At 42.7% G+C, this 13,656-nt stretch carries 12 protein-coding genes; all 12 read left to right on the top strand.

The window, feature by feature from the left end; translation table 11 throughout:
* The first annotated feature begins 306 nt into the window (after positions 1-306).
* A complete protein-coding gene (locus LKD48_RS15540; protein ID WP_308732539.1) occupies positions 307-843 on the top strand; it encodes an RNA polymerase sigma factor in 537 nt (178 codons plus the stop codon).
* A complete protein-coding gene (locus LKD48_RS15535) occupies positions 833-1,714 on the top strand; it encodes a hypothetical protein (RefSeq protein ID WP_308732538.1) in 882 nt (293 codons plus the stop codon). The genes LKD48_RS15540 and LKD48_RS15535 overlap by 11 nt, the downstream gene beginning before the upstream one ends.
* A 4-nt stretch (positions 1,715-1,718) precedes the next feature.
* Positions 1,719-2,663 carry a hypothetical protein gene (locus LKD48_RS15530; protein WP_308732537.1) on the top strand — a complete coding sequence of 315 codons (945 nt, stop codon included), beginning with the start codon at positions 1,719-1,721 and terminating at the stop codon, positions 2,661-2,663.
* 16 nt (positions 2,664-2,679) lie between these two features.
* On the top strand, positions 2,680-3,465 hold the full coding sequence (locus LKD48_RS15525; protein ID WP_066560743.1) for a hypothetical protein: 786 nt from the start codon (positions 2,680-2,682) through the stop codon (positions 3,463-3,465).
* Complete coding sequence (locus LKD48_RS15520; protein ID WP_066560741.1) at positions 3,458-4,330, top strand: hypothetical protein; 873 nt, start codon at positions 3,458-3,460, stop codon at positions 4,328-4,330. The genes LKD48_RS15525 and LKD48_RS15520 overlap by 8 nt, the downstream gene beginning before the upstream one ends.
* Positions 4,331-4,452: 122 nt before the next feature.
* Positions 4,453-5,091, top strand: a complete 639-nt coding sequence (locus LKD48_RS15515; RefSeq protein WP_308732536.1) for an ATP-binding cassette domain-containing protein — start codon at positions 4,453-4,455, stop codon at positions 5,089-5,091.
* Between the two features lie 265 nt (positions 5,092-5,356).
* Positions 5,357-6,160: a glycoside hydrolase family 2 protein gene (locus tag LKD48_RS15510; RefSeq protein ID WP_308732535.1), complete on the top strand. Its 804-nt coding sequence runs from the start codon at positions 5,357-5,359 to the stop codon at positions 6,158-6,160.
* 20 nt (positions 6,161-6,180) lie between these two features.
* Positions 6,181-8,820 carry a DUF8487 domain-containing protein gene (locus LKD48_RS15505; RefSeq protein WP_308732534.1) on the top strand — a complete coding sequence of 880 codons (2,640 nt, stop codon included), beginning with the start codon at positions 6,181-6,183 and terminating at the stop codon, positions 8,818-8,820.
* 93 nt (positions 8,821-8,913) lie between these two features.
* Positions 8,914-9,609, top strand: coding sequence for a DUF1961 family protein (locus LKD48_RS15500; protein ID WP_066560726.1), 696 nt, complete (start codon positions 8,914-8,916; stop codon positions 9,607-9,609).
* Between the two features lie 335 nt (positions 9,610-9,944).
* Positions 9,945-10,922: an ABC transporter permease gene (locus tag LKD48_RS15495; protein ID WP_066560723.1), complete on the top strand. Its 978-nt coding sequence runs from the start codon at positions 9,945-9,947 to the stop codon at positions 10,920-10,922.
* A gap of 13 nt (positions 10,923-10,935) precedes the next feature.
* Complete coding sequence (locus LKD48_RS15490) at positions 10,936-11,844, top strand: carbohydrate ABC transporter permease (protein WP_308732533.1); 909 nt, start codon at positions 10,936-10,938, stop codon at positions 11,842-11,844.
* Positions 11,845-11,970: 126 nt separating this feature from the next.
* Positions 11,971-13,575, top strand: a complete 1,605-nt coding sequence (locus LKD48_RS15485) for a type 2 periplasmic-binding domain-containing protein (RefSeq protein WP_308732532.1) — start codon at positions 11,971-11,973, stop codon at positions 13,573-13,575.
* The last annotated feature ends 81 nt before the right edge of the window (positions 13,576-13,656 follow it).

Raw genomic sequence — 13,656 nt, 5'->3', positions numbered from 1 at the left:
TATCGCCAGCCATAGCATGGCTGACGATACAAAAATTTATTATTTTTTATTGTCCTCTTGACGGGGAGCATACCACTGTCCCCTTGGCGGTTCTTTTTTTATTTAAAAGAGTTTTTTGAAAACTTTTTTTTGCGATGATACAATATACAAGTAAAGAGAAAAAGCATAAAGCTGAGATGGCAAGCTTTAAAAGCAAGTTTTAAACGTAAGCTTCAAATACAAGTTTCAAATGAAAACTTCAAATGCAAGCTACAGCTGCAAAGTACAAGTGCACTGTAAAAATACACGATACAGAAAGGATAAGGGATGTCTGACACAGAATTTGAATCATTTGTCATGAACGCAGGGCCGGATATTCTGAGGTTCTGCCGTATCATTACGAATAACAAAGAGCAGGGAGATGAGCTATATCAGGACGCGATGGTTTTGTTATTGGAAAAGCGGGTGTCATTGAAAGCAGAGCAAAATAGCAAAAGCTATGCGTTGTCTGTTGCTGTTTTGCTGTGGAAAAACAAAAAGAAAAAATATGCAAACCGTATGCGAATTGCGCCAGTCAGCAGCTTGGAAGAGCATCAGGAAACGGTTTCTTCATTTGCGGCGGATTGGGACACGACACCGGAACAGATGATGATCAACAAACAGGAGATTGCAGAGGTGAGAAATGCAGTGCATATGCTACCAGAAAAATATCGAATTCCAATCTGCTTAAGTTACAGTGCTGGGCTGACAATGGAAGAAATTGCAACATGTATGAAAGTGCCGGTCAATACGGTGAAAACAAGAATCAGAAAGGCAAAATCAATTTTAAAACAGGAATTGGAGGCGAGAGGAATTGACAGATGAGCGATTTGAACAGTTGATGAAGCAGGCATTGAAGCCTGAAATTGATGAGCGAGATGTTGTGATCCAAAAAAATACAAATAATTATAAAAACAGAATGAAACGAAAAAGAAGGTTGCGTGTCTGTATAACAGCAGGAATTGCTGCGGCTGCCTGTGTGGTTGCAGGTGTGCAGCTCAATCGTTTTGGAAATGGACAAGTACCGTATACAGAAACAAAGCAGGATTTTGTTACAAACAAAACATCATCTGCATTTTCACTTTGCGTTTATGCATCGGAGCTCAGTTCGGAAAATTCGGTGGCGTTAAACAATGAGAACGGAAATTCGTGGGTATTCGGTATGAGATCAGACAGTGATATGCTCAGCTATTGCATCGCTTTTCCTGTTTCGTGCAAAGGTGAACAGATAAAGCAGATCACATATACGATTAACAAGGGGGCGTTTCAGATCATCGGGGAGAATCCTGAGAAGTTTTGCACACAGATGACTCTATATACAGAGCAGACAATGAATTTGCCAAGAATTTCCCAAAACAAGGATCAGCAGGAAAGTGTTCTATATTGCACTTCCTATACCATTGATTATGAAAATCAGGATGCGGGGTGTTTTGTTAATATTTGTGGATTCACGGCGGATGATGAGCAAACGGAAAACTTATTTTTTAAGAGTGAATCAATTGAGGCAGGAAAATGGACAGAGGAGTTAAATTCGATTCTTTTCGATAAAATACAGGTTACAGTTTGTGCAGCGTTTGAGGATGGCACAAGTAAAACTCAGACGATTGCAATAGCGGCAGCAGCTAGTGATGCAAACAGTACGTATGAGAAAGGGCAGACACAGAAGGAGAAATTGATTCAGTATGAGATGAGGTGATCGAATGAGAAAACGAGGAAAAGTGAAAATTGTTTTGGCTATTTTTATAATAGTATTATTTTCTTGTACAGCGGTGATAGGCAACAGTAGAACAGGCGTGATTGAAAACGTGATGGCAAAAAATGCTGCCGATGTAGATATTCTGACGATTAAATCAAGAGTATTCACAGGGGAGGAGATCATTAAAGCATGGCTAGACACGGATACACTTGATGGGAATTGCTTAACGGTATTAGCGCAGCGTGGGACGGCAGCAGTCACGACGACCTATGATACTGGAAAGCAAAAAATAACAGTGAACTGGAATCAGGGAGCATTTAACGGTGCCATTGTTCGGATAAATGGACGAGAAGAAAAAACCAGAGAAGAATGGACAGCCCGTTGGTTAAAAACTTTTGAGAATCTTGGAATTTCAGTCGATGATTCTTATGAAGAAAAGTGGCAGGGTGAAAATAATGATGAAGAACATGATATTTATTATATAGAAGAAAATGGAATTCATCTGTGTCCAAATGGCTATTCACTGGGTGATTTGGGACAATGTTGGGGACAGTCAATTGATATTACAATTGAGAAAGATGGTTATTTTGTATCCTTTAATAATGTATCAGAAGTAATTGCACGGGAAGAAAAGAAAGGACGAAAGCTGATTTCTAAAGAGAAAGCCATACGGGCATGTCTTGACAATTATTTTTGGGATCAGAATGCGGAGGATGAAGTGGGCGTATTAGTAGAAGAGGCTTCCTGTGACATGGAATACCTGATGATTGATAAAGGATCCGAGAATGACGAGAGTGTGTGTGATATTGGCTATTATGTGCAAATTCCAATGTCCGATACAGATGGTGGAAATCAGTATGTGATTGAAGGTTTTGTCGATGGAGAATACCCGTATTGCTATGCGACTGCAATGACGGCAAATGTTAATCAAACAGATCAGAGCGAATAGGAACGGAGGGATGCATATGATCAGACGGGAAGCAAGGCGGATTGTGACGTCTCCGCTAGCATGGTTTTGTGTCGTGATCTACGCGGCAGTTTTGTTGATGGGAATTGCAGAGACGTTAAAAGTAAAAGAGGCAATATCGGATCATGGCTGGTTAGATTTGTTGTGTGTGTCAGAAGAATATGGCATTACAACTTTGGTGAAAAATCTGGTATTTCCTATGAGTGTTGCATCGGTATATTTTGATGAAAAAAAGGGAAAATGTGATTGGGTAAAAATGATGCGGACAAGTCGGCTTCGCTATTGTGTGACAAAAGCAATCGCGGTATTTGTTGGCAGCATTTTTCTATATATGATGAGCGTGTTCCTATTTATTGCAGTTGGAAGCATGATGCATCCTGAGATTTTAAAGACTGCCAATAATTCGTATTTTCTGGTCGGTGAAATGTGGCAGAAGTGGATCCAGGATGGAACGTATTGGGGTGTATTCTTTTTGTATGTAGTTTTGAATTCGCTTCAAGTTGCTGCGTGGTCCTCGATGTTAGGGTTATGTGTTGCTGCTTTTAGTGAAAATCGATATGTGGTTGCAGCTGTTCCTTTTTTTATCAATAGGATATTTCTTTATCTTGGAGACATGATTGATTGGCTTTCGATCGTTAGTCCATATAGCTATCAGCCAATACAGTTTTGGTATACCGGTACGCAGGTGGATCTTTTCTGGCTGGCTTTTAAAAATTTGGCAGTAATGTTTTTATTTACCTGTATTTTTATAGAGGAAATGAAATGGAGGGCATCACATGGCTGATAGAAGAACAAAGAAAACGGCAAAACAAATTTTTGGCTACGCACGTCTGAATTTTCATATGGGAATGCGTCAGGGAAAAAATCTGGCTGTTTTATTGTGCATGGGCTGCTTTTTGCTTTATTATCTCGGTGGCATTCGTGGGTATCTGGCATCGGCAGAAGAAACGGTCAGTGTGCAGGAGTTATTCCTGGCTATGATGAATACACATTATACGGCAATGACAGTCTGGGTTGGCTATCTGCTTGTGATCTGTGATATTCCATATAGTGAGAAGGGGATTTACCCATATCTTATTCGCACATCTCGAAAAAGTTGGTTACTTGGTCAGATTTTATATCTGTTCTTGGTAACAATTTTCTATTTTTTTTATGTGGGACTAGTGCTTGCAGCAGCAATTGTTCCTCATATTTCATTTCGTATCTCGTGGACAAATGCTTTTGTCAAAATGCTGAATGCACCATGGAGATGTGGAATAAAGAATTATTTTTCTTTTACGTTTTCGCTAATAAAGCATAATCCACAGTATGTTGTGGTAGTACGACAACTCTTTTTATGTCTGCTTGTTTCGATGACTCTTGGCATGTTGACAATGGCGATTCATATGCTGTGGAAAAATGGCCCCGGTATATTGGTTGGCGCAGTGGCTCTAGCATGTGATTATCTGGTAACGGCGGTATTGGATGCGATTGTAGGACTTCGCTATTTTTCACCTCTTACATTGAGTCGAATTTCAGCACTCAGTACCAGCGTAAATGATCGGTTCAATCCATCATTTTCGTATGCGTGCCTATTTCTTGGCGGTTTGTTTGTGGTTTCACTGAGCATTAGCATCTGGAAATTAAGGCGCTATGAGTATGGGCGATAATGAGTATGGCCCATAAGCCAATAAGGGTGTACAAGAACTATTTTTGAGAGAAAGGATGCAAGATCAATAGTCAATGTTTTTCGGTCTAACATTATAATTATATAGGAAGGAACGTGACGTGTATGAGTGATTATATTCAATTAACAAATATCAGTAAAACGTTTGGAAAGCAGACTGTGTTGCAGCCGCTTACAATGGGGTTTGAGGAAGGAATGATTCACGGCATTATCGGGCGAAATGGTTCTGGTAAAACCGTTTTGATGAAAATGATTCTGGGTATTTTGCAGCCGACAACGGGAACGGTCATAGTGGGAGATAAGCGAATCGGAAAGGATGTGGATTTCCCAGAGAGTGCGGGTGCGATCATTGAGACGATTGAGTTTATTCCATATATGAGTGCATATCAAAATCTGGCAGACATCGCAGCGATGCGCGGCAATCTGTCAAAGACTCAAATAAAGGAAGTGCTAGAGATGGTCGGCTTAGGAAATGTCGGAGGAAAGCATGTATCAAAGTTTTCCATGGGAATGCGACAGCGTCTGGCGATCGCACAGGCAGTAATGGAGTCTCCGAAGCTTCTGATATTAGACGAGCCGATGAATGGCATGGATGAGAAAGGCGTGGAGGAGATGCGGCAGCTGATTTTAGCGAGAAAAGCGGCGGGTACAACGATCATCCTTTCCAGTCACAATATAGAAGATATCCGTATCTTATGTGATCAGGTGTACCGCATAGATGCAGGAGTTGTCATGAGAAAGTGACCATGGGGACAGGTCCGGCGGCCTTTTAATTGGGTACGTTGGCTTAATTACTGTCCCTGTGGCTTAAAATTAAGTTATGCAAAAGGCGCCAGAAGCTGCAAAAGCGGCTATGGCGTTTTTTTTTGACGCAGCTCTGCCACAGTTTAAAGAGACCGCAAACAATGTGGTCTTTTTTGCATATAAGAAGCATCTAACCTGCATTGTATCGTACCTTTTTGTGTGGTATCATAGCTTTATCATTTAGGTATATTTGCGGAGGAAACAGATGGAAGAAAGACAGACATGTGATCTGGCAGGAATCTGGCGCTTTGAGATTGATAAAGAGGACAGGGGCTTTGCCGAGCACTGGGAAAAACGAAGACTGACACAGACGATCACGCTGCCTGGATGTCTGCAGGCGCAGGGCTATGGCGATGCGATCAGTGAAGATACACCGTGGGTTCAAAGTTTGTATGATGCGCTGTGGTATCAGCGCGGCGAATATGTGTATGCGCAGGAGAATGGAACAAAGGTGCCATTTTTGAGTCAGCCGCCGCGCCACTATACAGGAAAGGCGTGGTATCAGAAGACAATTTTTGTGCCTGAAAAATCAGATGGGTTTGTTGGACGGCTGACGCTTGATAACACAAAATGGAAGACAACGCTCTGGATTGATGGAGAATGCAAAGGCAGCATAGTAAGTCTTTGTGCGCCGCATGTATATGAGACAGGGGCATTGTCAGCAGGAGAGCATACAGTTACGCTTTGCATTGACAATGGCTGGCAGCTGTCGTATCGGCCAGATGGTCATGGCGTGTCAGATGCGCTAGGCGCAACATGGAACGGTGTAGCAGGAGCGATTACCTTAGAGCTATTCAATCGTGTTTGGATTGAGCGTGTCAAGGTGAATGCGCAGCTGCCGCAGGCTGCTATACAGGTGCACCTGAAAAACGAGACAAGCCATATTCAAAACTGTATAGTTCACGTACAAGATACTGTGCATACCGATATTAGTGCAGATGCAGTCTGCGTGCTCACTCAGGGGAGCCAGATTTGTGAGCTTACGCTGAACTATCCATGTCTTCTATAAGCAATGCACTGCAAGGAGAAATGCAATCATCCATCACACAATTACCATTACAGAGCAAAGAAATGGTATCGCAGTTTTCAAAAGTAGTACTACAGACCAAAGAAGTTACCTTTGGTTTTCGCAGGGCAGAGGTAAAGGACGGTCATTTTGTTATCAATGGGCGAAACACATATCTTCGAGGAACACATTTTGGAGGCGATTATCCTTTAAGCGGCATTCCGGATTGTGGCAGCGCATACTGGGATAAAATCATGGAGACTGTGAAGACGTGGGGCATGAACTTTATCAGGTGCCATTCATATTGTCCGCCAGAGGCTGCATTTGAAGCAGCTGACCGCGCAGGTGTCTATTTGCAGATAGAGTGCGATATGTGGAATGTGTTTGCGCCAGATGCGCAAATGAACAACGTGCTGTGGGAAGAGACAAAGCGTATACTTGATACATTTGGCAATCATCCGTCATTCCTTATGTTGTCTCCGAGCAATGAGCCGGGTGGAGACTGGCTTATGCCGCTTACTGATTGGGTATCAAAGTGCCGTGCATATGACAGCAGACATCTTTATACCATTCAGTCAGGATGGCCGTATCCTATGGAGCCAGACAAGATCACAGGAACAGATTATGTCTATTTTCATAGATCAGGTTTTGGCATACAGCCAGGCGGAACCATCCGTGGACCGCGTGGTTGGAACGGCGGTGATTACCGTGAATCATTAAAAGATATCTCTTATCCTGTAATATGCCATGAGCTTGGCCAGTGGTGTGCGTATCCGAATTTTGATGTGATTGATAAATTTACAGGCTATTTGCAGCCGGGGAATTTCGAGATCTTTCGTGAGAGTGCGCGTGCGCATGATGTGTTGGGGCAAAATAAGGAATTTGTCTATAATTCAGGACGGCAGCAGGTGCGTATGTTAAAGGAAGATCTTGAAGCAAATCTGCGAACACCTTATATATACGGTTTTGAACTTCTTGATCTTCATGATTATTTGGGACAGGGAACGGCACTTGTCGGTATTCTCGATCCATTCTGGGATTCAAAAGGCTATGTTACTCCAAACGAGTGGCGTCAGTTTTGTGATGAAACCGTACTTCTTGCGCGCATCGAGTCCTACTGCATCGATCGTGCAAAAAATGCTACGATCAGCATCCCAATCGAGGTCAGCCATTTTGGTCGCGCACCGTTACAGTCTGTTCGCATTCATTGGCAGCTTGAGCAGCAGCCAGTTACCGAGTATACATACGGTGAACATGGCAAGACACTTACGCAGACCGTATTTCAGCCGCCTGTTCTTTGCGGAACACTAAAGCAAAGAGATTATGCGCTAGAGAAAAATCAGTCTGCCGGCTGCATTTACTTGAATATGGAAGATATACAGCCAGACTGTGCTTACGTACTGCGCGTAAGCATAGAGGCAAATGGAAAGATAGTGGAGAATACTTGGCCGTTTTGGATATTTGACAGCAGTAAATCAAACCAAGTTTCTACACCAGACGAGTCAAAAGCAGAGACTGATACGCACGAAGCAGTTTTCATCACTTCAGACCGCTTCCACGCCGAAACACTTCTTAATGAAGGAAAGCGTGTATTGTTTGAACTGCCATATGAGGATACTTCATATGATTGTCCGCCTGTTCGCTTTAATCCGTCCTTCTGGAACTCACAGATGGGACCGACTTGGGCGCGAGGTATGGGCATGATAATTCAAAATGCACATTCGGCATTTGCATCATTTCCAACAACTGCTGACGGCGGATGGCAGTGGCAGAGCTTAATTGAAAATGCAAGAGGTCTTCGAGTAGAAAAACTTGGCTGCGATTGCATTACAAACCTTGTTCAGCCAATTGACGAATGGAATAGAAACGACAAGATGAGCCTTCTTTTTGAGTGTCAGGTTGGAACAGCCCGTCTTATGATGACTTCCATAAATCTTGAACAGGATACCCCACAGGCCGCAGCCCTAAAGAAAAGCATTCTTTCTTATATGAAGAGCGATGCTTTTGAACCGCAGGGACAAGTATCATGGAAACAATTATCATCGCTGTTTGAGATAAATGATGTAATGAAAGAACTAGATGCAAAGATAGATGATGATTCATTATCTGCCTGTCTTGATGGAAATCCGCAGACCTTTGTGCGGCTTACGGGTGGCTATCCGTATTCCTTCATTATTCAGACAACGCAAAAGCATAACATTTCTGGTATCCTCTACATGCCGCGTCAAAATCATCGTGAACATGAGGGCGAGCTTCGAAGCTACTGCATTGAGGCATGGGTAAATGATACATGGAAACAAGTTCAAAAAGGTAAGCTTTCGTCATCCTACGAACCAAAGCGTATAACCTTTTTGCATGAGGTATATACAGATCGTATTCGTTTCACTGCACTCGATACATTTAGCGCACCTGGAAAGAGCTGCTTCTGGGCAATGGAGCCAGACGGTTGGTATCAAAAAGAGGCAGACACGACTGCTAATCCAGAGTTTAAGGGACAGCTGCCGCAGGATATCTTTAGCGCATCGGTAATCAATCTTCTTTTGGCAGAGGAAGAGGAGATGGCCGTTTGGAAACAACACGCTGAACAACGGAGTGTTCATTTGAAAGAAGCAGTAACTAGTATTGCTTCCGAGAAGAGCGCAACCGCCGAAATTGATAACTAGTTACGTAAATGGGTGGCCGACAAACACTTCGCCGAGGTCCCCTTCGATAACCTCCTGGGTTACAATACAATAAAAAAGAAAGGAATATCTACTATGGAATTTACAAAGTATGGAATCACAGAAACTCCAAAACTAATTTACAACAACCCACTTGCATCCAAGTCCGATATCGACGGCTTTGTGCTTGAGGGTACAGCTAACATTTCATTTCCTGAGGGCAAGCTTCGCATGGAAAACGGCTTAAGTGCTGCGCAGGGTCAGAAGGCAAACTACGTTTTATGGTGTCCGAAGAATTTTCCATCCAATGTTTACATTGAATGGGAGTTTCAGCCATTAAAGGAGCCAGGACTTGCCATCCTTTTCTTTGCTGCAAAGGGAAGAAATGGAGAAGATCTCTTTGATGAATCACTTCAGCCAAGAACAGGAGAGTATCCGCTTTATCATCACGGAGATATAAATGCCTTCCATGTATCTTATTTCAGAAGAAAAGAGCCAGATGAGAGAAGCTTCCACACATGCAACTTAAGAAAGAGCTATGGATTTTATCTTGTTGCGCAGGGTGCTGATCCTATTCCGGACGTAGCAGATGTATCCGCACCGTACAAGCTTGGTCTTTTAAAATATGAGAATCAGGTACGCTTCTTTGTCAATGACTTAGAAGTATTCAATTTCAACGATGATGGAACAACATATGGTCCATGCTTGGAAGGTGGAAAAATCGGATTTAGACAGCTTGCACCGATGATAGGAGAGTACTCAAAACTTAAAGTTTATAGCTTTGAAAATTAAAAAAATATAGTTGAGAAAGTGTCTATTTACATAAAAGGTCGTTTTTGCTATGAACTAAAAATAAATTGAATAGACATCCAAAATTTGTCCGTTCTACCTAATGACGAATGATAAATTTTTAACAAAAAATAGAAAAAATTAATTTTTTTAGAACAAAAAGTAAAAAAAGTATTGAAAAAATAAGCAAAGTATTATATAATATCGACAATGAAAATACACCATCCGTGTGCAGCAGATATCATCTTTGAAAACCAAAGTTTATAAAAAAACTTGGTCGTAAATGCATAGAATGCACTCTAAAAGGATCGGAGTAGAAAAAAGGAAGGAGAAAAATCATGGGTAAGAAAAATAACACATCAGCCTATCAGCATAAGAAGACTCCGCTGATCACTGACATGAAGCGTCATAAGTGGCTGTATCTGATGGTTCTTCCAGGCGTTATCTGGATGATCATTTTCTGTTATCTGCCTATGGGCGGCCTGGTAATGGCATTCCAGAATTACAAGCTGCGTATTCGTGGTCATTCAGGCATCTTTTCCAGTTTCATCTACAGTGAATTTGTAGGACTGGATAATTTTAAAGAGTTTTTTACAAGTAAAACAGTTAGCTTCTGGTCGCTGTTTAGAAATACATTGTCCATCTCATTATTGAGTCTGGCATTGTTTTTCCCGGCACCGATTATTCTTTCATTGATGCTTAATGAGTTAAGATGTATGCCATTTAAGCGTATTTCACAGACACTGGTTTACATTCCTCACTTTGTATCCTTAGTTATCGTTGCATCTTTAACACAGCAGCTGTTTAACTCTAATGACGGTGCTGTTTACCAGTTAATGGAGATGTTTATGGGTGATGGGGCACCGAAGATTCTGACCGATCCGAAGTACTTCAATCAATTGATTGTAGGACAGAGTATCTGGAAGGAGACTGGTTACGGTACTATCATTTTCTTAGCAGCACTTTCCGGTGTTGACATGCAGCTGTATGAGGCAGCACGTGTAGATGGTGCAGGCAGATGGAGACTGATGTGGCATATCACACTTCCGGCAATCCGTGGTACAGTTGTTATCATGCTGATTATGAAGTGCGGAAGTATCTTAAACACAGGTTTCGAGCAGATTTACCTGATGAAGAACGATTTGAATGCTTCTAGGGCACAGGTATTTGATACCTACATTTATGAGAGAGGTATTGTAAGTGGCCAGTATTCTGTATCAGCTGCAGCAGGACTCTTTAAGTCTATTGTCAGTTTGATTCTTGTTTTAAGTGCAAATAAGATTGCAAAGCTCTGTGGTGAGAGCGGATTCTATTAAGGAGGCAAAAGCGATGGCTAACAATATTTCAAGAGCAAACAGAATTAAGCGGTCGCCTGGTGATGCATTTGTACAGGTTCTTCTGTATGTGTTTGTAGCACTTTTTGCCATAGCAACCGTTATCCCGTTTTTATATGTACTGGCTGGTTCCTTCGCGACAGAGCAGGAGCTGACTGAAAAGTCCTTCTTCCTGTTCCCGACAGTATTTTCTACCAATGCATATTCTTACATTGTAAAAGATGGTTCTATTTTTAGAGGTCTTGCAAACTCTCTGCTTGTAACAGCAGTTGGTACTTTTATCAATATGTTTATGAGTACCACACTTGCATATCCTCTGGCACGTTCCGACTTCCGTTGGAGAAACGGTATCACAAACATGGTTATCGTTACGATGCTGTTTGGCGGTGGTATGGTACCAAGCTACATCTTAGTTGTAAATATTCTTCATCTTCGTAATACATATTGGGCACTGTGGCTGCCAGGTGCAATCAGTGCATTCAACATGATTATTATCAAGAACTATTTCCAGGGTCTTCCAAAGGAACTTGAGGAGGCATCACACATCGATGGTGCATCTGACCTTACCATTTTCCTTAAGGTTGTTCTTCCTCTTTCCAAGCCGGTTTTGGCTTCCGTAGGTCTGTTCTACGCAGTAGGACACTGGAACTCATACTTCAACTCACTGCTGTATATTGATAATGTTAACATGAAGGTTGTACAGCAGGTACTGCGTGAGGTTATGCAGCAGGCACAGCAGGCAGAGACAGATGAGCTGATGGACTGGGGTTCAAATGGAGCACCGCCGTCTAAGGCAGTTCGTATGGCATCTACTGTAGTTGCAACTGTCCCGATTCTTTGCGTTTACCCATTCATCCAGAAGTTCTTTACACAGGGTGTTATGGTAGGTGCAGTTAAGGGCTAATAAAAAGAAGTGATAATGAGCGCGAAAATTTCGCAGATCATCTTTCATAGATGGCGACCGAAGGCTGCCTGTAAAAAGTGCAGCTTCGGACACTGTCAGAATATTTATTCCAGGAGGGTTTAAAAAATGAATAAGAAGTTTTTAGCAGCTGGTATGGCAGCAGCAATGGCAGCAACAATGCTTCCGTCTATGGCATTTGCAGATGAGCAGCCGACAGTAACTTTACTCGTTCCAGAGTACAATGCAGGAAAGAGCTTAAAGAATGAGGGCTCTGATGAGGTTATTAAGAAGGTTCAGGAGTACACCGGAATCAACTTCGAGATTAAGTGGGGAGATAATGGTGCATATGATCAGGTTCTTGGAACCACTCTTATGGACTTCGACAACATGCCAATGATTCTTACCTGCGGCGGCGCTATGAACGGAACAATCGTATCAGCAGCTGAGGAAGGTGCATTCTGGGATCTGTCCGAGTATCTTGATGACAGCGAGAAGTTCCCGAATCTGTCTCAGGTTAGCAGAGAAACCTTAAAGGGTCTGACAGTAGGCGGTGAGGTTATCGGTATTCCGCGTGTTCGTGAGCTTGGACGTTACGGCTTCTCCTATCGTCAGGACTGGGCTGATAAGTTAGGTCTTGGTACTCCGGAGACTATTGATGATGTTTATAACATGCTGTATCAGTTCACCTATGGCGATCCGGATGGAAACAATGTAGATGATACATACGGTATGGAAATGACTAAGTACACAGGACCGTTTGATATCGTTCAGACTTGGTTTGGCTGTGGAAACGGCTGGGTAGAGCAGGACGGTCAGCTTGTTCCGGTACATCAGACTGCTGAGTACAAGGAAGCAATCGACTGGTTAAAGAAGGTTTATGATGATGGTTTAATGAGCCCAGATTGGGTAACTATTGATACTTCTGAGTGGTCAAACGGCTGCAAGAAGGGTCAGAACGGTGTTTACATCGACGTTATGGATGGCGCTCGCCGTATTTGGGACTACTTCGTAGACAACGAAGTTCCGTCTGTTACTAATCCAGATGAGTTTGCATCTATGAACCTGTTAGGACCGATCAATGGCAAGACTCTTGCTACCTCCGGTTACAATGGTTTCTATGTAATCACTACTGATGGTGCTAAGACTGAGGAAGATGTTATCAACTCCCTTACCTTCCTTGATAAGTTAAATGATTATGATATGCTTATCTTAGCTGATTACGGTCTTGAGGGCGTTACCTATAACTGGACTGAGGATGGACAGATTGAGACTATCGAAGGAGAGACAAGTGATAGACCAAACCTTGGTTTGAACCAGATGGTTGCTTACATCCCAGGATATCCGGAAGATAAGAAGCCTCTGAAGCCAACTGAGAGAGATGATGCTCTGACCGAGTGCTACGAGCAGAGAACACGTCCGGTAGCAGTTACCAATCCGGCACTTGCTTACCTGTCTGGTTCCGAGACTTACTCCAAGTATGGCGCTGACCTTGACAACATCCTGTCTGAGGCAAGAACACAGTATATCTGTGGCGTTATCGATGAGCAGGGTCTGCAGGATGCTTGGGATGACTGGGCAAATAAGGGTGGAAATGATCTGATTGCTGAGGTTAACGAGGCATATGCAGCAGATCAGGAAACCGCTGAGGCTGATGAGAATACAGAGGCAGCTACTGAGGAGGCAGCTACTGAGGAAGCAGCTACTGAGGAAGCTTCCAGCCAGGCTGAGTAATTAAAATGATGTTGGGGTCAAAAGGTATTTTGACCCCTTTGATACCAGATTGCTACGTGCTTTGCACTCTCGCAATCTTCA

It is taken from the genome of Anthropogastromicrobium aceti, from assembly GCF_020687335.1.
GTDB lineage: Bacteria > Bacillota > Clostridia > Lachnospirales > Lachnospiraceae > Anthropogastromicrobium > Anthropogastromicrobium aceti.
This window is presented reverse-complemented; position numbering and strand designations above follow the sequence as displayed.

Coding starts and splice junctions, on each gene's coding strand:
- LKD48_RS15540 (WP_308732539.1), top strand. CDS start 307: ATGTCTGACACAGAATTTGAATCATTTGTCATGAACGCAGGGCCGGAT.
- LKD48_RS15530 (WP_308732537.1), top strand. CDS start 1,719: ATGAGAAAACGAGGAAAAGTGAAAATTGTTTTGGCTATTTTTATAATA.
- LKD48_RS15525 (WP_066560743.1), top strand. CDS start 2,680: ATGATCAGACGGGAAGCAAGGCGGATTGTGACGTCTCCGCTAGCATGG.
- LKD48_RS15520 (WP_066560741.1), top strand. CDS start 3,458: ATGGCTGATAGAAGAACAAAGAAAACGGCAAAACAAATTTTTGGCTAC.
- LKD48_RS15515 (WP_308732536.1), top strand. CDS start 4,453: ATGAGTGATTATATTCAATTAACAAATATCAGTAAAACGTTTGGAAAG.
- LKD48_RS15510 (WP_308732535.1), top strand. CDS start 5,357: ATGGAAGAAAGACAGACATGTGATCTGGCAGGAATCTGGCGCTTTGAG.
- LKD48_RS15505 (WP_308732534.1), top strand. CDS start 6,181: ATGCAATCATCCATCACACAATTACCATTACAGAGCAAAGAAATGGTA.
- LKD48_RS15500 (WP_066560726.1), top strand. CDS start 8,914: ATGGAATTTACAAAGTATGGAATCACAGAAACTCCAAAACTAATTTAC.
- LKD48_RS15495 (WP_066560723.1), top strand. CDS start 9,945: ATGGGTAAGAAAAATAACACATCAGCCTATCAGCATAAGAAGACTCCG.
- LKD48_RS15490 (WP_308732533.1), top strand. CDS start 10,936: ATGGCTAACAATATTTCAAGAGCAAACAGAATTAAGCGGTCGCCTGGT.
- LKD48_RS15485 (WP_308732532.1), top strand. CDS start 11,971: ATGAATAAGAAGTTTTTAGCAGCTGGTATGGCAGCAGCAATGGCAGCA.